Here is a 24,114-nt window from a genome sequence, read left to right on the forward strand (position 1 = left end):
CTTTCGGGCCCGATTCCCTGTCGGCGAGATTCGCCGGAAGGCTTTGGCTTTCGCTCGTCGGCCTTTCGACATTCACTACGTTAGCCGATTCCCCGGCCAGCTCATAATCGAGCCCTGCGGTTCTGAATTCAGGCATGCGGGCACACCGAATTCGACCCCGCGAAGGGGAAGTCGTAGGTAGTGGGTTGGCCGCTCCGGCTGCTGGCGATTGCCGTACCCGGTTCAGCGGCTCGGGCTACGTTACGCGCCTCCCCAGGGCGAGTCAACTTCGGCGGCGCCTCGGGACGTGGGCCCTGTAGGGGCTCACCGTCGGGTCGTTGGCGATCCAGTAACGCCAGGGGTGGATGTCCCCGTTGCCCCCGTCGCCGGCCACGCCGGTGCGCGGTCCGTTCCGTACCTGGTCAGAGGGGACAGGGGTGCCGGTCAGCATCCTGAGCGGGGTCTCGTCGGTGGCGCAGGCGTCCGTGCCGTCGAGGGCTCGGTCCACGCCGAGGGCGGTTGCCAGGCGGGCGGGGCCTTTGGCCAGTTCCTTGTCATTTCGGGCCGAGAGTCGACGTTTGCGGGCGAGCTCGGCGCCTTCGATGATCTCGCCGGCGCGCAGCAGGACCGCGCTCGCGGTGCCGTCCGGGCCGCACACCAGGTTCATGCAGTGCCACATGCCGTAGGTGAAGTAGACGTACACATGGCCGGGGGGACCGAACATCACGTCGTTGCGGGGCGTGCGGCCGCGATAGGCGTGGGAGCCGGGGTCGTTGCGGCCGTCGTAGGCCTCCACCTCTGTGAGGCGGAGGGAGATCGGACCGTCCGGGGTGGAGCGCACGAGGATGCGGCCGAGGAGGTCGGGGGCGACTTCGAGTACGGGCCGGTCGAAGAAGTTCCTGGGCAGGGGCGTACGGTCGGGGGTCGCGATCATGCCGTCCGAGGGTAGTGCAGACGGGTGGCGGTCCAAGGGTGGTCAGCGGTCCCCTGCCTTGCAAGGGTGAGGGCGCGGAACCGGTCACCGCCGGATCGCGTTTGTAGGGATCGAGGATCCAGTCGTAAAGGGAGAGACATGGCGTTCAAGAAGCTGCTCGCGAGTCTGGGTGCCGGCGGCGCCTCGGTCGAGACGGTGCTGACCGAGGTCAACGTCGTGCCGGGCGGTGTGGTGCAGGGTGAGGTGCGGATCCAGGGCGGTTCCGTCAACCAGCAGATCGAGGGGCTGTCGGTCGGTCTGCGGGCCAAGGTCGAGGTCGAGAGCGGCGATCAGGAGTACAAGCAGGACATCGAGTTCACCAAGGTGCAGCTCGGCGGTGCCTTCGAGCTCCAGGCCAATGCGGTGCACGCGGTTCCGTTCGGTCTTGAGATCCCCTGGGAGACGCCGATCACGATGATCGACGGGCAGTCGCTGCGCGGGATGGACATCGGGGTGAGCACGGAGCTGGCGATCGCCCGTGCGGTGGACTCCGGCGACCTGGACCCGATCAACGTGCACCCGCTGCCGGCGCAGAAGGCGATCCTCGACGCCTTCATCCAGCTGGGCTTCCGGTTCAAGAACGCGGACATGGAGCGCGGTCACATCCGGGGTACGCGGCAGCGGCTGCCGTTCTACCAGGAGATCGAGTTCTTCCCGCCGCAGCAGTACCGGGGCATCAACCAGGTCGAGTTGAGCTTCGTCGCGGATCAGGACGCGATGGACGTCGTGCTGGAGATGGACAAGAAGCCGGGGCTGTTCAGCGAGGGCAGCGACACCTACCGGTCCTTCCAGGTGGGTCTGAACGACTTCCAGGGCACCGACTGGGCGGCGTACCTCAACCAGTGGCTGTCCGAGGTCGGCAGCAAGCGCAACTGGTTCTAGGCTCGGAACCCACTGAACCGTCCGATCAGGAGGTATCCGAGGTGACCGAGCTCAAGAGGCGGCCGCTCCCCCACGACTTTCATCCGCCCGTGCCGTCGTTCGCGGTGACGAGCGAGGATGTCGAGGAGGGGGCGACCCTCAAGGACGCTCAGGTCTACGCGGCCGGCAACACCTCGCCGCAGCTGCGGTGGGAGGGCTTCCCGCCCGAGACCAAGAGCTTCGCCGTGACCTGTTACGACCCCGACGCCCCTACGGGGAGCGGGTTCTGGCACTGGGTCGTGTTCGACATTCCGGCCTCGGTGACCGAGCTGCCGGCGGGTGCGGGCAGCGGCAAGTTCGAGGGGCTGCCCGAGGGTGCGGTGCAGGCCCGTAACGACTACGGGTCGAAGGACTTCGGCGGTGCGGCGCCCCCGGCCGGGGACGGGCCGCACCGGTACGTGTTCACGGTGTACGCCGTGGACCAGGAGAAGCTCGGTCCCGACGCGGACGCCTCGCCCGCTGTCGTGGGCTTCAACCTGCGGTTCCACACGATCGCGCGCGCCCAGCTCATCGGTGAGTACGAGGTGCCCGCCGAAGACTGACGTTCACGGAACGTTTGCCCGCCTCTGGTCTTGGAAGTGATCAGAGGCGGGCATTTTTTATTTCGTTGTCCATCTCGGCGTGCCCGGCCAGAGTTGATCCCAGCCCGCCAGGGGGTGGGCCGGTGCACACAGGAGGTGGGCTGGTATGCGGGACACGCTGGTACTGAACGCGAGCTTCGAGCCGCTGTCGACGGTGACGTTGAACCGTGCCGTCGTTCTGGTGCTTCAGGACAAGGCCGTTGTCGAGCAGTCCCACCCCGAACTGCGCATGCGCGGAGCCGCGGTCGACATACCGGCGCCCCGGGTGATCAGGCTGTGCAGGTACGTACGGGTGCCGTTCCGAAGACAAGCGCCGTGGTCCAGGCGGGGTGTTCTGGTACGTGACCGGCACAGGTGCGCGTACTGCGGCAGGCGGGCGACGACCGTGGACCACGTGGTGCCGCGGTCGCAGGGTGGTCAGGACACCTGGCTGAACACGGTGGCCTCGTGCGCGGAGGACAACCATCGCAAGGCCAACCGGACTCCGGAGGAGGCGGGGATGCCGTTGCTGCGGCAGCCGTTCGAGCCGACTCCGGCGGACGCGATGCTGTTGTCCTTGGGGGCCGAGGAGTTTCACGCGCTGCCTGAGTGGCTTGCCCGGGACGCTGCCTGACCATTTCCCCGCGTCCCCGGATGCGTCGGGGCCCGCCTTCTTGGGAAGGCGGGCCCCGTTGTCGTAGGCGGTGCCGCTGTCAGTCGATGGACGGCTTCTCTCGGCGTTCCGTGCCGGTGCCGGAGTTGCCGCCGCCGCCCGAACCGCCGCCCAGGGGGCCGAAGTTGCCCATGGCGCCGGAGAGGCCTTTGAGGGCGTCGCCGATCTCGCTGGGGACGATCCAGAGCTTGTTGGCGTCGCCCTCGGCGATCTTCGGGAGCATCTGGAGGTACTGGTAGGAGAGGAGCTTCTGGTCGGGGTCACCGGCGTGGATGGCCTCGAAGACCGTGCGGACGGCCTGGGCCTCGCCCTCGGCGCGCAGGGCCGCGGCCTTGGCCTCGCCCTCGGCGCGCAGGATCTGGGACTGCTTCTCGCCCTCCGCGGTGAGGATGGCGGCCTGGCGCGTACCTTCGGCGGTGAGGATCGCGGCGCGCTTGTCACGGTCGGCGCGCATCTGCTTCTCCATCGAGTCCTGGATGGAGGTGGGGGGTTCGATCGCCTTCAGCTCGACGCGGTTGACGCGGATGCCCCATTTGCCGGTGGCCTCGTCGAGTACGCCGCGCAGGGCCGCGTTGATCTCCTCGCGGGAGGTCAGGGTGCGTTCCAGGTCCATGCCGCCGATGATGTTGCGCAGCGTGGTGACGGTGAGCTGCTCGATCGCCTGGATGTAGCTGGCGACTTCGTAGGTGGCGGCGCGGGCGTCGGTCACCTGGTAGTAGATGACGGTGTCGATGTTGACGACCAGGTTGTCCTGGGTGATCACCGGCTGCGGCGGGAACGGTACGACCTGTTCGCGCAGGTCGATGCGGTTGCGGATGGTGTCGATGAACGGGACGACGATGTTGAGTCCCGCGTTCAGCGTCCGCGTGTAGCGGCCGAAGCGCTCGACGATGGCGGCGCTGGCCTGTGGGATGACTTGGATCGTCTTGATCAGGGCGATGAAGACCAACACCACCAGAATGATCAAGACGATGATGACCGGTTCCATCGTCGGCTCCCCGTACCCTTCTCCGCCTCGGCGCGCTGTCGCAGATCCTGCGGATCCTAATTGGTGCAGATCTTATGCTTGTTGAAGATCTTGCCGGTCGAGTCTGACAGACCGTCGTGTGATCCGGGGGGTGTTCTCCCCTGTTGCGTCGCAGGAGGTCACATGATGATCGCCGTGGCTCCGTCGATGTCCACGACGTCCACTTCCTGCCCTGCCTCGTAGGCGCGTTCGCCGTCGAGGGCGCGGGCCGACCAGACCTCCCCGGCGAGCTTGATCCGGCCGCCGGAGGCGTCGACCCGTTCCAGTACGACGGCCTGTTTGCCCTTCAATGCCTCGACTCCGGAGACGAGTTCGGGTCGTTGGCTGCGGTGCCGGGCGGCGAGCGGTCGCACGGCGGCGGCCAGGGCCACGGAAACGGCGACGAAGACGACGACCTGAAGGACGATGCCGCCGCCGAGGCCGGCCACGACCGCGGCGGCGACCGCGCCGAGGGCGAGCATGCCGAGTTCGGGCATCGCAGTGATCACGAGCGGAATTCCGAGCGCGGCCGCGCCGATGAGCCACCACACCCATGCGTCGATGTCGTTCACATGGTCATGGTAGGACCGCACAACCTGCCGCGGACAGGGCGCAGATCGGGTTGCCGTAGCCTTCTTCGCCTTGTTTTCGCAGGGAGTTCACACGCGTGGCACGAGGGTTCAGGTCAGCGGGAGGCCCTGGGCGGTCCAGCGGTCGCCGACCTGCTCGACGACGAGCGGGAGGCCGAAGCAGAGGGAGAGGTTGCGGGAGGTGAGTTCGAGCTCCAGCGGGCCGGCGGCGAGCACCTTGCCCTGACGGATCATCAGGACGTGGGTGAAGCCGGGGGCGATCTCCTCGACGTGGTGGGTCACCATGATCATGGAGGGGGCGATCGGGTCGCGGGCGAGGCGGCCGAGGCGGCGTACGAGGTCCTCGCGGCCGCCGAGGTCGAGGCCGGCGGCGGGCTCGTCGAGGAGGAGCAGTTCGGGGTCGGTCATCAGGGCGCGGGCGATCAGGGTGCGCTTGCGCTCGCCCTCGGAGAGGGTGCCGAACTTCCGGTCCAGGTAGTCGCTCATGCCGAGGCGGTCGAGGAAGGCGCGGGCGCGCTGCTCGTCGATCTCGTCGTAGTCCTCGTGCCAGGTCGCGGTCATGCCGTAGGCGGCGGTGAGCACCGTCTCCAGGACGGTCTGGCGCTTGGGGAGCTTGTCGGCCATGGCGATGCCGGCCATGCCGATGCGGGGGCGGAGGTCGAAGACGTCGACCTTGCCGAGGGTGTCGCCGAGGATGGTGGCGGTGCCCTTGCTGGGGAAGAGGTAGCTGGACGCGATATTGAGGAGGGTGGTCTTGCCGGCGCCGTTGGGGCCGAGGATCACCCAGCGCTCGCCCTCCTTGACCGACCAGGAGACCTGGTCCACCAGAGCCCGGCCCTCGCGGACCACGGATACGTCCTGAAGCTCCAGAACATCGCTCATGAGCGCGTTGTCTCCCCTTGCAGTGTGACCGGTCTCGGCGTCTCGGCTGGCGCGTGCGCCTGTGGGCGCAGCCCTCTAGGAAATCTACGCCACCGGTTACCCGGTCCATTCCATCGGTCCGGTCCTTAAGGTGAGGGCATGCTCTCGGAACCACGTTCAGGACGCCTTGCCTCCTGGGGAAATGCCCTTTTGGCCGGACTTGTCTCTCCGGATGACGCCGTGCTCGCGATCGTCGGCGACGACGCCGTGCACCGGGTGGAGGGTCTGCCGGGCGAGTCCGCGCCCGTCGGGCTGACGCTGGCCCTGGGGCGGCTGCGGACGCTCGGGGTGACCGGGCTGCGGGTCGCGCTGCCCGCGCCGGGGCATCCGCTGGGGCTGAGCGGGCCGCCGGAGTTCAACGCGCGGGCGTTGGAGGCCGAGGAGGCGGTGGTGTGCCACGGAGTCGCGTTCGGGCTGGTGCCGGAGGTGTACGAGGCCGGGCCCGAGGGCGATGTGCATGTCGAGGTGGTGTGGCATGTGCTGCCGGTGCGGGAGGCTCCGCCCGCGGATGTGCCGTCGCTGGGTGAGGCCGAGCGGGAGTTGGCGGAGGCGTTGCGGGAGGCGACGGAGGTGTTGTCGCGGTTGGACGTCGCCGGGTCGGGGCCGGTGGCCGAGGCGGCGATCGACGCGTATCGGGCGCGGGCCGAGCGTGGGCGGTCGGTCTTGGCGCCGGGGTATCCGGCGCGGGCGGTGCGGGTGCTGGAGTTGGCGCAGCGGGTGGGGGTGCTGATCTCCGTGGCGTCCGAGAACGGGCACGGGGCCGCGGTGACCGCCGGGGAGATCGTGGCGCGGGCCGAGGCGTTGCGGCCGGTGGAGCGGGTGGCTCGGCGGGCGCAGGTCGCCGCGTACAACGCGTACGTGGAGGAACGGGAGCGGGGGCTGCGCTGAGCCGGGGTCCGCGGGTGGGTCGCGCGGCCCGGCGCTGACGGGTTGCCGCCTGCGCCCACCCGTGCCGCCCCAGCGGCACGACTGCCCGCAGGCTGAGCGGGATGGGCGGGCGCCGCGCCAGGCGGCACGACTGCCTAGAGGCTGAGCGGGGTGGGCGGGCGCCGCGCCAGGCGACGCGCATGCCCGCAGGCTGAGCGCCCCGAAGGGGCGCGGGGAACTGCGCGGCCAGCCCTCGCCGGGCCGCGGACGAGGGATCGGCAGGCATGCCCAGGGCCCCGCAAGTCACCGTTGACTTGCGGGGCCCTGGGTCGGCTTGGACCCGACGTCAGTCGTTCGCGCCGGAGTTGCCGAACGCGGGGTTCAGGCCGGCGATGCCGTTGACCGTGTTGCCGACGACGTTGACGGGGACGTGGACGGGAACCTGGATGAGGTTGCCCGAGCCGACGCCCGGCGACTTCACGGCCGCGCCGTCGGCGCCGGCGTCAGCGACAGCGGCACCGGCGGAAGCACCGGCGGCGGCACCTGCGACGGCGAGGGCCACGGCGGCCTTCTTGGCGATGTTCATGGGAAGCGTTCCTCCTGCGTTTGCGTGTCCGACCCGGCCGCGGGTCGTGCGCTGATCAACGCGCGGTACTCCCTGAACGGCACGGAAAGCCGCCGTGAACTGCCCGTTCGGATCATTGAGCGGACAAGCTGACCGGGGTCAGTGGTTGACGCCGAGGTTGCCGAAGGCCGGGTTCAGCACGCCGATGACGTTCACGCTGTTGCCGACCGCGTTCACCGGGATGTGCACCGGGGCCTGGACGACGTTGCCCGAGCCGACACCCGGGGAGCCCACGGCCTTGCCGTCGGCGTAGGAACCGCCGTCGGTGGCGGAGGCCATCCCGGCACCCGCGGCGACCAGCCCGCCGGCCACCATCGTCACGGCCGCTACCTTCTTCAGGTTCTTCACTTCTGAGCCCTCCTAGCGATTGCCGCGACAGGCGCCGCAGCACGTCTTGGAGAACGCCGGAGATCCACGAAGGATGCGCCATCCGGGGGACATTCCCACGACGGTATGAATCTCACTCCGGAGCGGAACCCTCCGTATTGCCGTGCGGAGGGCGTGTCAGCCGGTCACGCCATGGCGTACGGCCCACAGTGCCGCCTGGGTGCGGTCCGCCAGGTCGAGTTTCATCAGGATGTTCGAGACGTGCGTCTTGACCGTCTTCTCGGACAGCACGAGCGCACGGGCGATCTCCCGGTTGGAGCGGCCGTCGGCTATCAGACCGAGCACCTCGCGCTCCCGCTCCGTGAGGGAACCCGCTCTGCCCTGGCCGGGGCCCGTGTCCTCCTGGGACAGCAGCGCGCCGGCGACCTCGGGCTGGAGCAGGATGTGCCCGGCGTGGACCGAGCGGATGGCGCCGGCCAGCGCATCGGGGTCGACGTCCTTGTAGACGTAACCGGCGGCGCCCGCCCGCAGGGCCGGGACCACCGTGCGCTGCTCGGTGAAGCTGGTGACGATCAGCACGCGCGCGGGGTTGTTCAGCTCGCGGAGCTTGCGCAGCGCGTCGACGCCGTCCATGCCCGGCATCTTGACGTCCATGAGGACGACGTCGGGCTTCAGTTCCTCGGCGCGGGCGACTCCCTCGGCGCCGTCCGCGGCCTCGCCGACGACCTCGATGTCGTCCTGCACTTCGAGGAAGGTCCGCAGGCCCCGGCGGACCACCTGGTGATCGTCGACCAGCAGCACCTTGATTGGGTCAGCCACCGGGGACCTCCATCTCGATCGTGGTGCCCTTGCCGGGCGCCGATTCCACCGTCAGTGTGCCGCCGACCCCGCTCGCGCGGTCCCGCATGGAGACCAGGCCGAGGTGGCGGCCTGCCCTGCGGACCGTCTGCGGGTCGAAGCCGCTGCCGTCGTCCGTGACCCGCAGTACGGCTCCGCCGCCGCGCCGGTCCAGCGTCACGTCGACGGTCTGCGCGCCCGAGTGGCGCAGGGCGTTGTGCAGGGCCTCCTGGGCGACGCGCAGCAGGGCTTCCTCCTGGGCCGCGGGCAGGGCGCGGACGCCCTGCCCGGCGAAGGAGACGCTTGCGGAGTGGGCGCGGTCGAGCACCTGGACGTGGGTGCGCAGGGTGGCGACGAGGCCGTCCTCGTCGAGAGCGGCGGGGCGCAGTTCGACGACGGCGGCCCGCAGTTCGTCGGCGGCCTCCGCGGCCAGCGCGGCCACCTGCTGCAGCTCGCCCTTGGCGCGGGACGGGTCGCGGTCGACGAGGCGGGCGGCGGCCTGTGCGGTCAGGCGCAGGGAGAACAGCTTCTGGCTGACGGCGTCGTGCAGTTCGTGGGCGAGGCGCGAGCGTTCCTCGGCGATGGTCAGTTCACGGCTGCGCTCGTACAGGCGGGCGTTGGTGAGGGCGATGGCGGCGTGCTGGGCGAGGATGGAGAGGAGTTCCTCGTCCTCCTCGGTGAAGCCGCAGCTGCCCTCCGGCTTGGGGCAGCGCTTGTTGGCGAGGAACAGCGCGCCGATGGTCTCGTCGCCGTCGCGGATCGGCAGGCCGAGGAAGTCGGACATGTCCGGGTGGGCGGACGGCCAGCCCTCGAAGCGGGGGTCCTTGCGGACGTCGGCGAGGCGCTCCGGCCTGGCCTCGTGGAGCATCGCCGCGAGGATGCCGTGCTGGCGCGGGAGGGGGCCGATGGCCTTCCACTGCGCGTCGCTGACGCCGTCGACCACGAACTGGGCGAAGCCGCCGTGGTCGTCCGGTACGCCGAGCGCGGCGTACTGCGCGTCCAGCAGTTCGCGGGCCGAGGCGACGATCGTCTTGAGGACGTCGCGCACCTCCAGATGCCTGCTCATGGCCAGCAGCGCGGAACTCACCGCGGCGAGGCCGGACCCGGGACCTTGATTCATGCCCTCACCGTACCGGCGGGGTGTGACAGAGCGGATCGGGCCTGTGACCGCGTTCGCCTAGGTCCGTGGGCCTAGGGCGGCGGTCCCCGGCCGAAAGACCCCGCGCCGGTGCGGCTCCCGCCCGAGGCGCCGCGGGCGGGCCCGTTCCTACGGTGAGGGCACATCGACTCGCTTGGCGACGAGGGGACGTGTCATGCCGGTAGCGATCATCACGGGGGCCTCGAAAGGGCTGGGGCGGGCGCTCGCCGAGGCGCTGGCCGCGCGCGGGTGGGACCTGGTGCTGGACGCCAGGAACGCCGCCCGGCTGAAGGAGGCGACGGAAGCGCTCACGACGTACGGCACGCGCGTGGAGGGCGTGCCCGGGGACGTCACGGACGCCCGGCACCGTTCGGAGCTGGTGGCCGGTGCGCGGCGGCTGGGCGGCGTCGATCTGCTGGTGAACAACGCGGGGATCCTGGGGACCGAGCCGCTGGTACCGCTGGACGCTCATCCCCTGGACGCCCTGCGGGCCGCGCTGGAGACGAATGTGGTGGCGCCGCTGGCGTTGCTGCAGGAGGCGCTGCCGCTCCTGCGCGCGGCCTCGGACGGGGCGGTGGTGAACATGAGCTCCGACGCGGCCGTGGAGGCGTACCGCACCTGGGGCGGGTACGGGGCCACCAAGGCGGCTCTGGACCAGCTGTCGGCGGTCCTCGCCGTCGAGGAACCCGCGCTGCGCGTGTGGTGGGTCGACCCGGGCAGTATGCGGACGGACATGCTGGCCGCTGCCGAGCCCGGCGAGGACCTCTCGCGCACGCCGGTCCCCGACGAGATCGCCCCTGCCTTCCTGCGGCTGCTGGACCGGCGCCCGGCGAGTGGCCGGTACACGGCGACCGCGCTACTGGAGGCACGGTGACCGTGACTCAGCGGGTCCCGGAGGAGCGGTCGACACAAGCACAGGCCGACCGGCACGACCCGGCACGCCGTACGACCGCACGCGGACCGGCCGACCAGCGGACGCCACAGCACAGCACCCTCGGCGGAGGCGCGATGACACTCACCGTGCGAGCCCCGGAACAGCCATCCGCACTAGCACTAGCACTAGCCGGGCGGCACGGCCCGGGACAGGACCGGCACACCGTACGAGCGCTCGCGGGCCGGCCTGCCTGCGGATGCCGCAGCACGGCTGTCTTGGTGGAGGGGCGATGACACTCACCGTGCGGGTGCCCCCGGAGTTGTCGGCGCGGGTGCCGGTGGAGCAGCGGAGGCCGGGGCTGGACCGGGATGCCGTGCGGCTGCTCGTGTCGCGGGGTGCCGAGGTGTCGCATCACGCGTTCGTGGAGCTGCCGGGGCTGTTGCGGGCCGGGGATCTGCTGGTGGTCAACACGTCGCGGACGCTGGCCGCCGCGGTGGACGGGGAAGTGGGGCACGCGCGCGTGGTGGTGCACTTCTCCACGCGCGGGGACGACGGCCGGTGGACCGTGGAGCTGCGGGATCCCGACGGCAGGGGGACCACGCGCGCGCGTGCGGGCGGGCCCGTGGGGGCCGAGGTGCGGCTGCCGGGCGGGGTGCGGCTGGTTCTGGAGGAGGCCGTGAGCGACCGGCTGTGGTGGGCCCGGGTGCTCGGCGGCGAGGTTGCGGGGCTGCTCCGGGAGTACGGGCGGCCCATTCGCTACTCCTATACGGAGCGCGACCAGCCGCTGTCCGCGTACCAGACGGTGTTCGCGCTGCCCTCGCCCGACGGGTCGGGCAGCGCGGAGATGCCCAGTGCCGCCCGGCCCTTCACCGCGCGGATGGTGGCGGAGCTGGTGAGCCGTGGGGTGCAGTTCGCGCCGATCACGCTGCATACGGGGGTGGCCTCGGCGGAGGCGCACGAGCCGCCGTATCCGGAGCGGTTCTCGGTGCCGGAGGCGTCGGCGCGGCTGATCAACGCCGTGCGGGCCGGTGACGGGCGGGTGATCGCGGTGGGGACGACGGCCGTACGGGCCGTGGAGTCGGCGGCGGGCGCCGACGGGGTCGTACGCGCGCGTGCGGGGTGGACCGATCTCGTCGTCACTCCGGAGCGCGGGGTGCGGGTGGTGGACGGGCTGCTGACCGGGCTGCACGAGCCGGAGGCCTCGCATCTGCTGATGCTGGAGGCGGTCGCGGGGCGGGCGGCGATCGACCGCGGGTACGAGGAGGCGCTGCGCGGGCTCTACCTCTGGCACGAGTTCGGGGACGTGCATCTCCTCCTGCCGGCGGAGGCTCCTCACACAGAGCATTGCGCCCGCAACTGCCGGTGAGAGCGTCGCCCGGCCGATGTGAGGCCGCGCATAGGACCCAGATCACGTACGAAGGCACATAGGAGATAAAGAGTCCCCATGTGAGCGGGAAGGACCTTCCCGTCTGTCCCGTTTTGCCCTTCCCTGATCCACTACCCGGGGTCGTAGGTCACCTCTTTGCCTGGCAATTTTGCGGCCGCTAAGAATGGCTGCCGTCGCTCAACGCCGCGGGTTCCGCCCGCGGCGTTTGTGCCGGAAGCACCCGTGTCCCCCACCGGACAGCGAGCGACCTCCGCGCTATTCGAAGAGGTCCATCCGCCATGCCCCAGAACACCTCCACCCCTGGTCACAGCCGTGCGCTGACCGGGCGGCACAAGATCGCGATCGCCGGTGTCGCCACGCTCGGCGCCGCCGCTCTCGCGTTCTCCGCGGTTCCGGGCAACGCGCAGACCACGACCACGGCCGAGGCCCCCACGGCCGCGGTGGCGTACAGCTCCGAGAAGATCCAGGACGTCAAGGCCAGCCTCACCGACCAGCTGGCCGGCGCCAGCCTGAAGGCCGAGGCCATCGCGGCCAAGAAGAAGGCCGAGGCCGAGGCGGCCGCGAAGAAGAAGGCCTCCGAGGCCGCCGCGAAGAAGAAGGCCGCGGCCGAGGCCGCCCGGAAGAAGGCCGAAGCGGAGCGCAAGGCGAAGGAGGCCGCGAGCCGGTCCGCCGCCCGCCCCCAGGTCAAGCCGGTCGCCGCGAAGACCTACGCGAACAACCTCGACGGCTGGATCAAGCACGCGCTCGACATCATGGACAAGCACAACATCCCGGGTACGTACAACGGTCTGTACCGCAACATCATGCGGGAGTCCTCGGGCAACCCGAACGCCATCAACAACTGGGACATCAACGCCGTCAACGGCACCCCGTCGATCGGTCTGCTCCAGATCATCAAGCCGACCTTCGACGCCTACCACGTGCCGGGCACGGCCTGGAGCCAGTACGACCCGGTCGCCAACCTCACGGCCGCCGCCAACTACGCGGCCGACCGGTACGGCTCGATCGACAACGTCAACGGCGCGTACTGAGGCCAGCGCGGGCCTCAGTACGGAACGCCGAAGGGCGGCACCTCCTGACGGGTGCCGCCCTTCGGCGTCGTACGGGAACCGGCCGGGTGCCTGCTACTTGCGCATGACCTCGGGCTCGTGGCGGCGCAGGAAGCGGGCCACGAGGAAGCCGCAGAGCACGCCGAGCGCGATCAGGGCGATCATGTCGAGGGTGTAGGCGCCGACCGTGTGGTCCCACAGCGGGTCGGTGTCGCCCTTCTCCTTGGGCGGGCTGATGTTGTTGAAGTCCAGCGTGGCGCCCGCGGCGGCGACCGCCCAGCGGGACGGCATCAGGTACGAGAACTGGTTGACGCCGACGCTGCCGTGCAGGGCGAAGAGGCAGCCGGTGAAGACGACCTGGACGATCGCGAACATCACCAGCAGCGGCATGGTCTTCTCGGCGGTCTTCACCAGCGAGGAGATGACCAGGCCGAACATCATCGAGGTGAACCCGAGTCCCATGATCGGGATGGAGAGTTCGAGCATGACGGCGAACTTGCCCTCGCCGAAGATCAGGGCCTTGTCCGGGATCGTCCGGCTGGAGAAGCCGATCGCGCCGACCATGGCGCCCTGGAACACGGTGACGGCGCCGAGCACGATCACCTTGGACATCAGGTACGCCGAGCGCGACAGACCGGTGGCCCGCTCCCGCTCGTAGATCACCCGTTCCTTGATCAGCTCACGGACGGAGTTGGCGGCGCCCGCGAAGCAGGCGCCGACCGCGAGGATCAGCAGCACCGTGGTCGCCGTACCGTTCGGGATCGGCATACCGGTCTGCGGGCTCACCGGTCTGACCAGCAGGTCCTTGTCCGGGTCGATGAGCAGGCTGACCGCGCCGAGCACGGCGGGCAGGATCACCGTCAGCGCCAGGAAGCCCTTGTCGGAGGCGATCACCGAGACATAGCGGCGGACCAGCGTCCCCAGCTGCGACATCCAGCCCTGTGGCTTGGGCGGCCTCATCGCCTGCATCGGCGGCATCTGTACGGACTGCGGAGCAATCGCGTCGATGTCCGCGGCGTACATCTGGTAGTGCTGCGAGCCCTTCCAGCGACCGGCCCAGTCGTAGTCGCGGTAGTTCTCGAAGGCGGAGAAGACGTCGGCCCAGGTGTCGTAGCCGAAGAAGTTCAGCGCCTCCTCGGGCGGGCCGAAGTACGCCACGGCGCCGCCCGGTGCCATCACCAGCAGCTTGTCGCAGATCGCCAGCTCGGCCACCGAGTGGGTGACGACGAGGACCGTACGGCCGTCGTCGGCGAGGCCGCGCAGCAGCTGCATGACGTCGCGGTCCATGCCCGGGTCGAGGCCGGAGGTCGGCTCGTCCAGGAAGATCAGCGACGGCTTGGTGAGCAGCTCCAGGGCCACGGAGACGCGCTTGCGCTGGCCACCGGAGAGGGAGGTGACCTTCTTCTCCTTGTGGATGTCCAGCTTCAGCTCGCGCAGCACCTCGTCTATGCGGGCCTCGCGCTCGGCCGCCGTGGTGTCGGCGGGGAAGCGGAGCTTGGCCGCGTACTTGAGGGCCTTCTTGACGGTCAGTTCCTTGTGCAGGATGTCGTCCTGCGGGACCAGACCGATGCGCTGCCGCAGCTCGGCGAACTGCTTGTACAGGTTCCGGTTGTCGTAGAGGACATCGCCCTGGTTGGCGGGGCGGTAGCCGGTGAGCGCCTTGAGCAGGGTCGACTTGCCCGAGCCGGACGGGCCGATGACCGCGATCAGCGACTTCTCGGGCACGCCGAAGGAGACGTCCTTGAGGATCTGCTTGCCGCCGTCGACCGTGACGGTCAGGTGGCGGGCCGAGAAGGAGACCTCACCGGTGTCGACGAACTCCTCGAGACGGTCGCCGACGATACGGAACGTGGAGTGGCCGACGCCGACGATGTCGGCCGGTCCCAGCAACTGCGAGCCGCCCTTGGGGATCGGCTGGCCGTTGACGTACGTGCCGTTGTGCGAGCCGAGGTCGCGGATCTCCATGCGGCCGTCGGGCGTCGAGTGGAACTCGGCGTGGTGACGGGAGACCTGGAGGTCGGAGACGACCAGCTCGTTCTCCAGGGCACGGCCGATGCGCATGACGCGGCCGATGGAGAACTGGTGGAACGTGGTGGGGCTGCGGTCGCCGTAGACCGGCGGCGCCCCCGCGCCGACGCCGGGACCCTGCTGCTGCGGGATGTTCGGCGCGGCCTGCTGGGGCTGCTGCCAGCCGGCCTGCGGGGCCTGCTGCTGCGGCTGCGGTGTCTGCGACCAGCCCGGGTTCGCGCCCTGGGCGGCGTACGGCTGCTGCGGCTGCGCCTGCGGTACGGCCACGCCCTGGGCGGCGCCGGACAGGCTCAGGCGCGGCCCGTCGGTCGCGTTGCCCAGGTGCACCGACGTGCCCGCGCCGATCTCCAGCTGGTGGATCCGCTGGCCCTGCACGAACGTGCCGTTGGTGCTGCCGTGGTCCTCGATGGCCCAACTGCGGCCGGTCCAGCTGATCGTGGCGTGGCGCCAGGAGACCCTGGCGTCGTCCAGCACGACGTCGCCCTGCGGATCGCGTCCGAGGGTGTATGTCCTGGACGGATCGAGCGTCCAGGTTTGTCCGTTGAATTCCAGTACGAGTTCCGGCACTCCATGCCCCACTGAGTAGTCCCCCGAGTTACCCCCATCACAGGGAGTCTAGGGATGTCGAACATCGTCGGGAACTATTTCAGGCTCGGCCCCCTGACCGAAAGTCGGGCCTTGTGAAGACCACGCTTCTACGCATCGACTGGTTCCGTTGACGGGGGTTGAAACCGACCCGGAGAGTGGTAATCCACGCGAGGGGGACATGCGCGGCGACTTCGCCGCGTCGCGGATCTGGGGGATCGGGGGATCTGCCATGAGTGCGTCCAAGAACGTCGGTGCCGCGGACCGCGGCACCAAGGTGCCGTGGGGTGACGTCCTGCTGTCCGCCGTAGTCGCCGTGAGCTGGGCGTTGATCGGCATGGTGGGCACGGCGGCGCTCGGCCTGCACCTGCTGGAGGCCGACACGGCCGGCTCGCTGGGGCCGATGACCGCGGCGGTCGTGGCGCTCGCGGCCGGTGGTTCCGTGACGCCGTCGGGCGATGTGTCCGCGTTCGGGCTTACGGGCGCGGAGGCGGCGACCGCCATCGAGATCACGCCACTGGGCGTGAGCCTGGTCGGCGCGCTGCTGCTGGCGTGGTTCTTCCTGCGGTCCCTGAAGTCGGCGGGAGTGGTGATCGCGCCAGCCGAACTCCTCGCGCGCGCGGGTGCGGTCGTCGCGCTGTTCGTGGCGATGCTGGGCGGTCTGGCCTGGGCGGGCAACGACGTCATCACGATCGACGGCGGCTCGCTCGGGCTCGACGACCTGCCCGGCGGGGGTGGCGGGGGCGGCGGTATCGAGATCCCCGGGCTCGGTGACGTCGGTGACATCGGCGGGCTGCTGCCCGACCGGATCGGGGAGCTGATCGACGCGGAGGCGGCGGTGGGCTTCACCGTCGACACCGCGCCGACGCTGCTCGGGGGCATGGGCTGGTCGGCCGGGATCCTGCTGATCGCCCTGCTGGCCTCGCGGCGCACTCCGCTGCCGCTCGGCTGGGAGGCCGTGCACCGTGTCGTACGCCCGGCCGCGTCGGCGCTCGCCACTGTGCTGCTGACGGCCGTCGTGGCGGGGTTGGCGGCGGCGGCGTACGCGGCGATCGGCGACGACCATCCGAAGCGGATCGCGGGCGCCGCGCTGCTCGGGGCGCCCAACGGGGTGTGGCTCGGCATCCCCGTCGGCCTCTTCGTCCCCTGGGACGGCGAGGCCACGGGCCCGCTCGCGCGGTTCCTCCCCCACCCCGTGGACGACCTCCTCGTCAACTCCGACGACGCCCTCACCCTGAGCCGCCTCGCCGAGCTGGACAGCCGCGTCTGGCTCCTGGGCATCGCGGCGGCCATGACGATGCTGCTGGCGGGAGTGCTTACCGCGGTGCGGACACCGGGAGGTGGCGCTGGGGGTACTGGCAGTGCCGGTGATGCCGGTGTACGTGGGTCCGGTGCCGTCGGTTTCGCCGGGCAGTGTGCGCTGCGGCTCGGGATCGCCACGGCGTTGACGCTGCCGCTGCTGGCCTGGCTGACGGAGGTGTCCGTGGACGCCTCCCTGTCCGTCCTCGGCATCGACGCCTTCGGGGCCGGAGTCGAGCTGCAGGGCCGCCTCGGCATGGCACTGCTGCTCGGGGCCCTCTGGGGCGCGGGCGCGGGCGCGGCGGGGGCTCTGCTCGCGCGGGCGACCGGGGCGGCGGGGCGGCGGGCCACGCCGTTGGCGTTGTCGGCACTGTCGGCACTGGGTGCCGAGGCGGCGGCCGGGGACACGGGGCTGGCGGGCGCCGGGTACCAGCAGCAGGGCGGCGCCGGGGCTCCGGGGCAGACGGGTACGGGGTACGGGCAGGGGGCCGGCACTGGGGACCCGGGGCAGACGCGTACGGGGTACGGCCAGCGGGCCGGCACTGGGGACCCGGGGCGAGATGACGTCGGGTCTGCGGGGCTGGCGGGCGCCGGGTATGCAGGGCAGGCAGGCGCCGAGTACGAGGGGTGGGCAGGTGCCGGGGATCCGCAGCAGCCCGGCGCCGAGTACCAGCAAACCGACGCCGGGCACCCACAGCAGGCAGGCACCGGGCATCCGGGGCAAGCAGGCACGGGGGACACGGGCCGCGCCGACGCCGGGCACCCACGGCAGGGCGGCGCCGGGTACTGGCAACAGGCCGACGCCGGGCACCCGCAGCAGCCGAGGCCCGGGCGTCCAGGACCGACCGGCGCCGAAAATCCGGGGCAACCCGGCACCGGGTATGCCGGACCGGCAGACACCAAGGACCCGGAGCAACCGGGCACCGGGAACCAGGAACGAGCCGACACGGGGCACCCGCGGCAGCCGAGGCCCGGGCGTCCGGGGTCGGCGGGCGCGGCAGGGCCGTACGCCGCCGGTGCGCCCTCGTACCGGCCGCCGAATCCCGAGACGAATCCGTATCTGCGGGTGCCGGACGAGCTCCGGCAGCCGGGGGAGCCGGAAGATGCCCGACCCTGGGATGCGGGCCCGCCGCCTGACGGTGGGCGCGAGCCGGGTGCGGCGCGGCCGCCCGAGGACGCGCGGCCGCCGGGGTACGCGCAGGCGCCGGACACAGCCCCGCCGCCCGGACCCGGCCGGTCGTCGCACGCGGTCCCTCCGGCCGGGCGCGCCCAGCCCCCCGACCACCCCCGGCCGCCGGGTGAGGCCGGGGGGCGGGATGATGATGGGGATCAGGGCGACGAGGGCGGGCCGGATGATCTGTACGGGGCGCCGACGGTGGTGCGGCCGATCGAGCCGCCGACGCGGTCGCCCCGGAGGGGGGCTCGGAAGCCCGGGGAGCGGGGTGAGGGGCCCCCGCCTCCGCCTCCGCCGCCTCCCCCGCCGCCACCGAGGGGACCCAAGGGGCGGGGATGATCCGTGGGGCGGTCGTGGTCGGCGCGTAGGGTCCGGGTCATCGGGGTGACATCCGGTGTTCCGTGTCCGCCAGGCGGACCGCCGGGGCGGAAGGCACTGGGTGCCGGATACGGTGGGACCATCATGAGCGCTTCGCAGACCTCTGACGTCCCCACCCTTCTCGTCAAGATCTTCGGGAAGGACAGGCCGGGCATCACGGCCGGACTCTTCGACACCCTCGCCGCCTACTCCGTCGACGTGGTCGACATCGAGCAGGTCGTCACCCGTGGCCGAATGGTGCTGTGCGCGCTCGTGACCGAGCCGCCGCGCGGTGTCGAGGGCGAGCTGCGCGCGACCGTCCACAGCTGGGCGGAGTCGATGAAGATGCAGGCGGAGATCATCTCCGGCCTCGGCGACAACCGTCCGCGCGGCCACGGCCGGTCCCTGGTGACCGTGCTCGGCCATCCGCTCACCGCGGAGGCGACCGCCGCGATCGCCGCGAAGATCGCCGGGACCGGCGCCAACATCGACCGTATCTTCCGGCTCGCCAAGTACCCCGTGACGGCGGTCGAGTTCGCCGTCTCCGGTGTGGAGACGGAACCTCTGCGCACCGCCCTGGTGACGGACGCGGCCAAGCTCGGTGTCGACGTCGCGGTCGTCGCCGCGGGGCTGCACCGGCGGGCCCAGCGCCTGGTCGTGATGGACGTGGACTCCACGCTCATCCAGGACGAGGTGATCGAGCTCTTCGCGGCGCACGCCGGTTGCGAGGCCGAGGTCGCCGAGGTGACCGCGGCGGCGATGCGCGGGGAGCTGGACTTCGAGCAGTCGCTGCACGCGCGCGTGGCGCTGCTGGAGGGGCTGGACGCCTCCGTCGTGGACAAGGTGCGCAGCGAGGTGCGGCTGACGCCGGGCGCGCGCACGCTGGTGCGTACGCTGAAGCGGCTGGGCTACCAAGTCGGCGTGGTCTCGGGCGGGTTCACCCAGGTCACCGACGATCTGAAGGAGCGGCTGGGGCTGGACTTCGCCCAGGCCAACACCCTGGAGATCGTCGACGGCAAGCTGACGGGCAAGGTCACCGGCGAGATCGTGGACCGGGCGGGCAAGGCGCGGCTGCTGCGCCGGTTCGCCGCGGAGGCGGGCGTACCGCTGGCGCAGACGGTGGCGATCGGCGACGGCGCCAACGACCTGGACATGCTGAACGCGGCCGGTCTCGGCGTCGCCTTCAACGCCAAGCCGGTGGTGCGGGAGGCCGCGCACACCGCGGTGAACGTGCCGTTCCTCGACACCGTCCTGTACCTGCTGGGTGTCACCCGCGAAGAGGTCGAGGCGGCGGACATGCACCACGACGAGGACTGACCGGGACGGTCGTACGACGAGCAAGAACGAGGGCCCGTGCCGTGACGGCGACGGGCCCCTTCGCTCGGGTCGGGTCAGTCCGACGGCGCCCAGTAGTCGAGCAGGGTGGCCGCGCCGGGCTCCAGGGCCTTCCAGGAGCCGTTGAAGGTCAGGACGGCGAAGGCGGCGGCCGGGAAGCCGCGGCGGCTCATGCGCTCGCGGGCGTCGTCCTCGGCGGAGCCGGACAGCACCTCGGCGAGGCCCTGGACGCCCGGGTTGTGGCCGATGAGGACGGCGTTCTGCACGTCGTCGGGGGTCTCGTTGAGCACGGCGATCAGCTCGCCGGGCGAGGCCTCGTAGATCCGCTCCTCGTAGACGGTTTTCGGCCGGTGTGGGAGCTCGTGGACGGCGAGCTTCCAGGTCTCGCGGGTCCGGGTCGCGGTGGAGCACAGGGCCAGGTCGAAGGTGACACCGGTGTCGGCGAGCTTGCGTCCGGCGACGGCGGCGTCCATGCGGCCCCGCTCAGCGAGCGGCCGTTCGTGGTCGGTCACCTGTGGCCAGTCGGCTTTCGCATGCCGGAAGAGGACAATCCTGCGGGGTTCTGCGACGCTCATGCGTCCCAGCTTCGCACGAAACACGCCATGGGGCGCAGGGAGTTGACGGCCGGCTCCACGGGTCTTCAGCGGTTCAGCAGGTGCTGGACGCGCTCGAAGAGCTGGGTGATCGCGGGGTCGGCCGTCGCGGCCTGCGCCTCGGAGGGCTTGAGTATCAGGGCCAGCAGCGCGACGAAGGCGAGCACGGGCAGCGCGAGGGCCCACCAGGGCAGCCTGCTGTCGACGCCGCCCCGGGAGGCCGGGCGGGGCCGGATGTGCGTGGGGGCCGACATGGGTGCCTCCGCGGGTCTTCGAGTGGGCCGTCTTCCTGCTCCGTGGTCCGCGTCTCGCGGTCACATCTCGAAGCTACGGAATCCGCGGCCCTCAACCCATCCGGTGATCCACCCAGTTGACCCTGACACTCGCCCCCTAGGGGATGGGGGGATAACCCCACCCCCGCCGGGCGGCACGGGTCACGGCGAGGCGATCGTCGCGACGATGGCGATGATCACGAAGATGGCGAAGAACGAGCCGAAGACGAGCAGCATCTTCTTCTGGCCGTTCTGCGGGTTCGGGTCGAGCACTGGCGACATACGGCAAGTCTCGCACCCGCTGCCGTGACCCGACCCTCCGGGGGCCCGATCGCCGTGACCCGGCCCTCCGGGGGCCCGATCGCCGTGACCCGACCCTCCGGAGGCCCGATCGCCGTGACCCGGCCCTCCGGGGGCCCGATCAGCGGGCGGCCTCCTCCTCGACCGTGCGGTTGCGTCCGGCCAGGAAGCCGACGGCCATCTGCGGGATCATCAGACCGGTCATGAGGGCGATCGGCAGGCCCCAGCCGCCGCTGTGCTGGTAGAGCACGCCCACCAGGAGGGGGCCGGGGATGGAGATCAGATAGCCGGTGCTCTGCGCGAAGGCCGACAGCTGGGCGACGCCCGCGCCGGTCCTGGCCCGCATCCCGACCATCGTCAGGGCCAGCGGGAAGGCGCAGTTGGAGACGCCGAGGAGGACGGCCCAGGCCCAGGCGCCGCCGGCGGGCGCGAAGTACAGACCGGCGTAGCCCGCGAGGCCGCAGACGCCGAGCACCAGCACGATGGGGCCCTGGTGCGGCAGCCGGGTGGCCACGCGCGGGATGACGAAGGCCAGCGGTACGCCCATCACCATCGTCACGGCGAGCAGCAGACCGGCCGTGGAGGCGGGCACGCCCGCGTCCCGGAAGATCTGCGCCATCCAGCCCATGGTGATGTAGGCGGCCGTGGCCTGGAGCCCGAAGAAGACGGCGAGCGCCCAAGCGGTGCGGCTGCGGGTGATGCGCAGGGCGGGCGGCTGCTCGCGCGCGGGGGCCGGTTCCGCCGGTTCCGCCGAGCCCCTCCCCCGGTCCCGTACGAGCGGGACCCAGGGCAGTACGGCCGCCGCGGCCAGGGCCGCCCACACGGCGAGTCCGGTCTGCCAGTTGCCGCCGAGCAGGTTGGTCATCGGCACGGTGACGGCCGCCGCGGTGGCGGTGCCGAGGGCGAGGGCCATGGAGTACAGGCCGGTCATCGAGCCGACCCGGTCGGGGAACCAGCGCTTGACGATGACCGGCATCAGGACGTTGCTGACCGCGATGCCCATCAGGGCGAGGGCGCTGGCGGCCAGGAACGCCGGGGTGCTGCCCGCGTAGGGGCGGATCAGCAGACCGGCCGTGATCGCGACCATGCCCGCGCACACCACGGCGGCCGGTCCGAAGCGGCGGGCCAGCCGGGGTGCCATGACACCGAAGACGGCGAAGCAGAGCGGGGGCACGGAGGTGAGCAGCCCGGCCATGCTGCCGCTCATGCCGAGGCCGTCGCGGACCTCTTCCAGGAGGGCGCCGAGGCTGGTGATGGCGGGCCGGAGGTTCAGGGCGGACAGCACGATGCCGAGGACGACCAGACGCGTCGCCCACGCGCGCGTGCGTGCGGGTGTGGGTCCGCCTGGGGCCGAACTGCGTACGGTCGTGGACTTCTCCGTCCGGGTTTCCTCGCTCACCATGAGCCCCATCATAGAATCATGGGATGATTGGTTGTCCATCCCCCGGCGCCCTCCGGCCGCCCGTCCCGTGCGAAGGTGTGCCATGCCCCTGAGCCACCCGCGCCGGTCGGCGCTGTCCGAGCAGGTCATCGCCGCGCTGCGGAACCAGATCACCGCGGGCGAGTGGCCGGTCGGTTCCCGCATCCCCACCGAACCGGAGCTGGTCGAGCAGCTGGGCGTGGCCCGCAACACGGTCCGTGAGGCCGTCCGCGCCCTCGCCCACAACGGTCTGCTGGACATCCGCCAGGGCTCCGGCACCTATGTCGTGGCGACCAGTGAGCTGGCCGGGGTGATGCACCGCCGCTTCGCCGACGCCGACCCCCGGCACATCGCCGAGCTGCGTTCCACGCTGGAGTCGGCCGCCGCGAAGCTGGCCGCCGAGCGGCGCACCGAGAAGGACCTCAAGCAGCTCGACGTGCTGCTGGCGCGGCGGGAGGAGGCCTGGGCCTCGGGGGACGCGGAGCGGTTCGTGGCGGCGGACGCCACCTTCCACCTGGCGGTGGTGGCCGCGTCCCACAACGACGCGATGACGGCGATGTACGCGGACCTGGGCGAGGTGCTGCGGGACTGGCTGCGCGAGGACGTCGGCGAGGAGCTGACCCCGGAGACGTACATGGACCACGCGCGGCTGGTCGACGCGATCCGGGCGGGCGACGCTGCGGCGGCTGCCGAGGAGGCGGCCGGTTATCCGTTCCAGTGCCGTCCGGGGCGGTTCACCGCTCCTGGTGACTGACCCACGCCGAGCGGACTTCCTTCCAGCAGCGGCCGGTGAGCCGTACGGTCGCGGCCGGTCCGGTGTCGACCGGGGAGCTGTCGGTGTCCAGGTCCCACCAGCGGTCGCACTCGATGTGCAGGCGTACGCGGTCGACACCGACGTAGGCGTTGTGGCAGTAGGCGGTCACACGGGAGCCGTGGACGCTCGTGCGGCACTCCGCGCCGAACGGCTCGGCCGCGGGGGTCTCCTCGCGCGCGTGCGGGGTCGCCTCGTACGGCAGGGACAGCACGAGGGCGACGGCGGCGGCGACGGTCACTGGGGTGAGGCTGCGGGACAGAGGCACCAGGCTGCGGGGCGGACGCACAAGGGGGACCTCCTCGGCCGTGCTGGGGAGGAAAGCGGCGTGAGGAACGCCTAGGCCCAGAGTGCGCGGTCGTCGGCCGTCACCGCCCGGCCGGGTGGGCCGAACGGGTGAGGGCCCGCGCCCCGAAGGACGCGGGCCCTCACCGAGGGGAGGTCAGGCGCCGATGGCGTGCAGACCGCCGTCGACGTGGATGATCTCGCCCGTGGTCTTCGGGAACCAGTCGCTGAGCAGCGCGACGACGCCGCGGCCGGCCGGCTCGGGGTCCTTCAGGTCCCATTCCAGCGGGGAGCGGGAGTCCCACACGGCGGCCAGGTCGGCGAAGCCCGGGATGGACTTGGCGGCCATGGAGGCGAGCGGGCCCGCGGAGATCAGGTTGCAGCGGATGTTCTGCTTGCCCAGGTCACGGGCCACGTAACGGCTGGTGGCCTCCAGGGCGGCCTTGGCCGGGCCCATCCAGTCGTACTGCGGCCACGCGTACTGCGCGTCGAAGGTGAGGCCGACGACCGAGCCGCCGTTCTGCATCAGCGGCAGGCAGGCCATGGTGAGCGACTTCAGGGAGTACGCCGAGACGTGCATCGCCGTGGCGACCGACTCGAAGGGCGTGTTCAGGAAGTTGCCGCCGAGCGCGTCCTGCGGGGCGAAGCCGATGGAGTGCACGACACCGTCGAGGCCGCCGAGCTCCTCGCCGACGATGTCGGCCAGGCGGCCCAGGTGCTCGTCGTTGGTGACGTCGAGCTCGATGACCTTCGTGGGCTTCGGGAGCTTCCGGGCGATGCGCTCGGTCAGCGTGGGCCGCGGGAAGGCGGTCAGGATGATCTCGGCACCCTGCTCCTGGGCCAGCTTGGCGGTGTGGAAGGCGATGGAGGACTCCATCAGCACACCGGTGATGAGGATGCGCTTGCCCTCAAGAATTCCGCTCATGGT

Annotated in this window: 25 protein-coding genes; 10 read left to right on the forward strand and 15 right to left on the reverse strand. The window is 71.2% G+C overall.

Annotated elements, in window-relative coordinates; genetic code table 11:
* Window positions 1–262: 262 nt before the first annotated feature.
* Window positions 263–913, reverse strand: a complete 651-nt coding sequence (locus tag ICC28_RS27355) for a DNA-3-methyladenine glycosylase (RefSeq protein WP_188291390.1) — start codon at window positions 911–913, stop codon at window positions 263–265.
* A 138-nt stretch (window positions 914–1,051) separates the two neighbouring features.
* Here ICC28_RS27355 and ICC28_RS27360 point away from each other — a divergent pair, with 138 nt between their 5' ends.
* From ICC28_RS27360 to ICC28_RS27370, 3 genes are all read left to right on the forward strand, one after another.
* Window positions 1,052–1,834, forward strand: coding sequence for a sporulation protein (locus ICC28_RS27360; RefSeq protein ID WP_188291391.1), 783 nt, complete (start codon window positions 1,052–1,054; stop codon window positions 1,832–1,834).
* A 41-nt stretch (window positions 1,835–1,875) separates the two neighbouring features.
* Window positions 1,876–2,415, forward strand: a complete 540-nt coding sequence (locus ICC28_RS27365) for a YbhB/YbcL family Raf kinase inhibitor-like protein (protein WP_188291392.1) — start codon at window positions 1,876–1,878, stop codon at window positions 2,413–2,415.
* Window positions 2,416–2,560: 145 nt separating this feature from the next.
* Window positions 2,561–3,067, forward strand: coding sequence for an HNH endonuclease (locus tag ICC28_RS27370; protein ID WP_188291393.1), 507 nt, complete (start codon window positions 2,561–2,563; stop codon window positions 3,065–3,067).
* Window positions 3,068–3,146: 79 nt separating this feature from the next.
* Here ICC28_RS27370 and ICC28_RS27375 read toward each other — a convergent pair whose 3' ends face one another.
* The 3 genes from ICC28_RS27375 to ICC28_RS27385 form a co-directional block, all read right to left on the reverse strand.
* A complete protein-coding gene (locus ICC28_RS27375) occupies window positions 3,147–4,094 on the reverse strand; it encodes an SPFH domain-containing protein (protein WP_188291394.1) in 948 nt (315 codons plus the stop codon).
* Window positions 4,095–4,252: 158 nt separating this feature from the next.
* Window positions 4,253–4,684 (reverse strand): NfeD family protein, encoded by a 432-nt coding sequence (locus ICC28_RS27380; RefSeq protein ID WP_188291395.1) that lies wholly within the window; start codon window positions 4,682–4,684, stop codon window positions 4,253–4,255.
* A 108-nt stretch (window positions 4,685–4,792) separates the two neighbouring features.
* The gene (locus tag ICC28_RS27385; protein ID WP_188291396.1) at window positions 4,793–5,584 is read right to left on the reverse strand and encodes an ABC transporter ATP-binding protein; all 792 of its coding nucleotides are present in this window, start codon (window positions 5,582–5,584) and stop codon (window positions 4,793–4,795) included.
* A 138-nt stretch (window positions 5,585–5,722) separates the two neighbouring features.
* Between ICC28_RS27385 and ICC28_RS27390 the strand changes: the two genes are divergently transcribed.
* Window positions 5,723–6,511 (forward strand): hypothetical protein, encoded by a 789-nt coding sequence (locus ICC28_RS27390; RefSeq protein WP_188291397.1) that lies wholly within the window; start codon window positions 5,723–5,725, stop codon window positions 6,509–6,511.
* Between the two features lie 325 nt (window positions 6,512–6,836).
* On the opposite strand, the gene ICC28_RS27395 is transcribed toward ICC28_RS27390, so the two are convergent.
* The 4 genes from ICC28_RS27395 to ICC28_RS27410 form a co-directional block, all read right to left on the reverse strand.
* Window positions 6,837–7,076: a chaplin family protein gene (locus ICC28_RS27395; protein ID WP_188291398.1), complete on the reverse strand. Its 240-nt coding sequence runs from the start codon at window positions 7,074–7,076 to the stop codon at window positions 6,837–6,839.
* Between the two features lie 138 nt (window positions 7,077–7,214).
* Entirely contained in the window at window positions 7,215–7,463 is a 249-nt protein-coding gene (gene chpE / locus ICC28_RS27400; RefSeq protein WP_188291399.1) for a chaplin ChpE, read from the reverse strand.
* Window positions 7,464–7,619: 156 nt separating this feature from the next.
* Window positions 7,620–8,261: a response regulator gene (locus ICC28_RS27405; RefSeq protein ID WP_188291400.1), complete on the reverse strand. Its 642-nt coding sequence runs from the start codon at window positions 8,259–8,261 to the stop codon at window positions 7,620–7,622.
* Window positions 8,254–9,399 (reverse strand): GAF domain-containing sensor histidine kinase, encoded by a 1,146-nt coding sequence (locus ICC28_RS27410; protein WP_188291401.1) that lies wholly within the window; start codon window positions 9,397–9,399, stop codon window positions 8,254–8,256. Before ICC28_RS27410 ends, ICC28_RS27405 begins: the two co-directional genes overlap by 8 nt.
* 193 nt (window positions 9,400–9,592) lie before the next feature.
* On the opposite strand from ICC28_RS27410, the gene ICC28_RS27415 reads away from it, so the two are divergent.
* From ICC28_RS27415 to ICC28_RS27425, 3 genes are all read left to right on the forward strand, one after another.
* Window positions 9,593–10,291 (forward strand): SDR family NAD(P)-dependent oxidoreductase, encoded by a 699-nt coding sequence (locus tag ICC28_RS27415; RefSeq protein WP_188291402.1) that lies wholly within the window; start codon window positions 9,593–9,595, stop codon window positions 10,289–10,291.
* Window positions 10,292–10,580: 289 nt separating this feature from the next.
* Window positions 10,581–11,657, forward strand: coding sequence for an S-adenosylmethionine:tRNA ribosyltransferase-isomerase (locus tag ICC28_RS27420; protein ID WP_188291403.1), 1,077 nt, complete (start codon window positions 10,581–10,583; stop codon window positions 11,655–11,657).
* A 299-nt stretch (window positions 11,658–11,956) separates the two neighbouring features.
* Window positions 11,957–12,709: a transglycosylase SLT domain-containing protein gene (locus ICC28_RS27425; protein ID WP_188291404.1), complete on the forward strand. Its 753-nt coding sequence runs from the start codon at window positions 11,957–11,959 to the stop codon at window positions 12,707–12,709.
* A 93-nt stretch (window positions 12,710–12,802) separates the two neighbouring features.
* Here the strand turns inward: ICC28_RS27425 and ICC28_RS27430 are convergent, their stop codons facing one another.
* On the reverse strand, window positions 12,803–15,322 hold the full coding sequence (locus tag ICC28_RS27430; RefSeq protein WP_188291405.1) for an FHA domain-containing protein: 2,520 nt from the start codon (window positions 15,320–15,322) through the stop codon (window positions 12,803–12,805).
* Between the two features lie 250 nt (window positions 15,323–15,572).
* On the opposite strand from ICC28_RS27430, the gene ICC28_RS40790 reads away from it, so the two are divergent.
* Window positions 15,573–18,152 (forward strand): streptophobe family protein, encoded by a 2,580-nt coding sequence (locus tag ICC28_RS40790; protein WP_223189631.1) that lies wholly within the window; start codon window positions 15,573–15,575, stop codon window positions 18,150–18,152.
* Window positions 18,153–18,275: 123 nt separating this feature from the next.
* Window positions 18,276–19,487 carry a phosphoserine phosphatase SerB gene (gene serB, locus ICC28_RS27440; protein ID WP_188291406.1) on the forward strand — a complete coding sequence of 404 codons (1,212 nt, stop codon included), beginning with the start codon at window positions 18,276–18,278 and terminating at the stop codon, window positions 19,485–19,487.
* A 74-nt stretch (window positions 19,488–19,561) separates the two neighbouring features.
* Here serB and ICC28_RS27445 read toward each other — a convergent pair whose 3' ends face one another.
* The 4 genes from ICC28_RS27445 to ICC28_RS27455 form a co-directional block, all read right to left on the reverse strand.
* The gene (locus ICC28_RS27445) at window positions 19,562–20,080 is read right to left on the reverse strand and encodes a SixA phosphatase family protein (RefSeq protein ID WP_188291407.1); all 519 of its coding nucleotides are present in this window, start codon (window positions 20,078–20,080) and stop codon (window positions 19,562–19,564) included.
* A 65-nt stretch (window positions 20,081–20,145) separates the two neighbouring features.
* Window positions 20,146–20,352, reverse strand: a complete 207-nt coding sequence (locus ICC28_RS27450; RefSeq protein WP_188291408.1) for a hypothetical protein — start codon at window positions 20,350–20,352, stop codon at window positions 20,146–20,148.
* A 180-nt stretch (window positions 20,353–20,532) separates the two neighbouring features.
* Window positions 20,533–20,652, reverse strand: coding sequence for an SGM_5486 family transporter-associated protein (locus ICC28_RS41150; protein WP_262928503.1), 120 nt, complete (start codon window positions 20,650–20,652; stop codon window positions 20,533–20,535).
* A 139-nt stretch (window positions 20,653–20,791) separates the two neighbouring features.
* Complete coding sequence (locus tag ICC28_RS27455; RefSeq protein WP_188291409.1) at window positions 20,792–22,084, reverse strand: CynX/NimT family MFS transporter; 1,293 nt, start codon at window positions 22,082–22,084, stop codon at window positions 20,792–20,794.
* A 70-nt stretch (window positions 22,085–22,154) separates the two neighbouring features.
* On the opposite strand from ICC28_RS27455, the gene ICC28_RS27460 reads away from it, so the two are divergent.
* Complete coding sequence (locus ICC28_RS27460) at window positions 22,155–22,844, forward strand: FadR/GntR family transcriptional regulator (protein WP_188291410.1); 690 nt, start codon at window positions 22,155–22,157, stop codon at window positions 22,842–22,844.
* Here the strand turns inward: ICC28_RS27460 and ICC28_RS27465 are convergent.
* Both ICC28_RS27465 and fabI read right to left on the reverse strand, forming a co-directional pair.
* Entirely contained in the window at window positions 22,825–23,169 is a 345-nt protein-coding gene (locus tag ICC28_RS27465) for a hypothetical protein (protein ID WP_188291567.1), read from the reverse strand. The two genes, ICC28_RS27460 and ICC28_RS27465, sit on opposite strands and share 20 nt — an antisense overlap.
* A 174-nt stretch (window positions 23,170–23,343) precedes the next feature.
* On the reverse strand, window positions 23,344–24,111 hold the full coding sequence (fabI, locus tag ICC28_RS27470) for an enoyl-ACP reductase FabI (protein ID WP_188291411.1): 768 nt from the start codon (window positions 24,109–24,111) through the stop codon (window positions 23,344–23,346).
* Between the last annotated feature and the right edge of the window lie 3 nt (window positions 24,112–24,114).

Source organism: Streptomyces sp. TRM68416, from assembly GCF_014596915.1.
GTDB lineage: Bacteria > Actinomycetota > Actinomycetes > Streptomycetales > Streptomycetaceae > Streptomyces.

Excerpts from the sequence above, each read along its gene's own strand:
- ICC28_RS27355 (WP_188291390.1), bottom strand. The coding sequence starts at position 913 with ATGATCGCGACCCCCGACCGTACGCCCCTGCCCAGGAACTTCTTCGAC.
- ICC28_RS27360 (WP_188291391.1), top strand. The coding sequence starts at position 1,052 with ATGGCGTTCAAGAAGCTGCTCGCGAGTCTGGGTGCCGGCGGCGCCTCG.
- ICC28_RS27370 (WP_188291393.1), top strand. The coding sequence starts at position 2,561 with ATGCGGGACACGCTGGTACTGAACGCGAGCTTCGAGCCGCTGTCGACG.
- ICC28_RS27375 (WP_188291394.1), bottom strand. The coding sequence starts at position 4,094 with ATGGAACCGGTCATCATCGTCTTGATCATTCTGGTGGTGTTGGTCTTC.
- ICC28_RS27385 (WP_188291396.1), bottom strand. The coding sequence starts at position 5,584 with ATGAGCGATGTTCTGGAGCTTCAGGACGTATCCGTGGTCCGCGAGGGC.
- ICC28_RS27390 (WP_188291397.1), top strand. The coding sequence starts at position 5,723 with ATGCTCTCGGAACCACGTTCAGGACGCCTTGCCTCCTGGGGAAATGCC.
- ICC28_RS27395 (WP_188291398.1), bottom strand. The coding sequence starts at position 7,076 with ATGAACATCGCCAAGAAGGCCGCCGTGGCCCTCGCCGTCGCAGGTGCC.
- ICC28_RS27410 (WP_188291401.1), bottom strand. The coding sequence starts at position 9,399 with ATGAATCAAGGTCCCGGGTCCGGCCTCGCCGCGGTGAGTTCCGCGCTG.
- ICC28_RS27415 (WP_188291402.1), top strand. The coding sequence starts at position 9,593 with ATGCCGGTAGCGATCATCACGGGGGCCTCGAAAGGGCTGGGGCGGGCG.
- ICC28_RS27420 (WP_188291403.1), top strand. The coding sequence starts at position 10,581 with ATGACACTCACCGTGCGGGTGCCCCCGGAGTTGTCGGCGCGGGTGCCG.
- ICC28_RS27425 (WP_188291404.1), top strand. The coding sequence starts at position 11,957 with ATGCCCCAGAACACCTCCACCCCTGGTCACAGCCGTGCGCTGACCGGG.
- ICC28_RS40790 (WP_223189631.1), top strand. The coding sequence starts at position 15,573 with ATGAGTGCGTCCAAGAACGTCGGTGCCGCGGACCGCGGCACCAAGGTG.
- serB (WP_188291406.1), top strand. The coding sequence starts at position 18,276 with ATGAGCGCTTCGCAGACCTCTGACGTCCCCACCCTTCTCGTCAAGATC.
- ICC28_RS27445 (WP_188291407.1), bottom strand. The coding sequence starts at position 20,080 with ATGAGCGTCGCAGAACCCCGCAGGATTGTCCTCTTCCGGCATGCGAAA.
- ICC28_RS27450 (WP_188291408.1), bottom strand. The coding sequence starts at position 20,352 with ATGTCGGCCCCCACGCACATCCGGCCCCGCCCGGCCTCCCGGGGCGGC.
- ICC28_RS41150 (WP_262928503.1), bottom strand. The coding sequence starts at position 20,652 with ATGTCGCCAGTGCTCGACCCGAACCCGCAGAACGGCCAGAAGAAGATG.
- ICC28_RS27455 (WP_188291409.1), bottom strand. The coding sequence starts at position 22,084 with ATGATGGGGCTCATGGTGAGCGAGGAAACCCGGACGGAGAAGTCCACG.
- ICC28_RS27460 (WP_188291410.1), top strand. The coding sequence starts at position 22,155 with ATGCCCCTGAGCCACCCGCGCCGGTCGGCGCTGTCCGAGCAGGTCATC.
- fabI (WP_188291411.1), bottom strand. The coding sequence starts at position 24,111 with ATGAGCGGAATTCTTGAGGGCAAGCGCATCCTCATCACCGGTGTGCTG.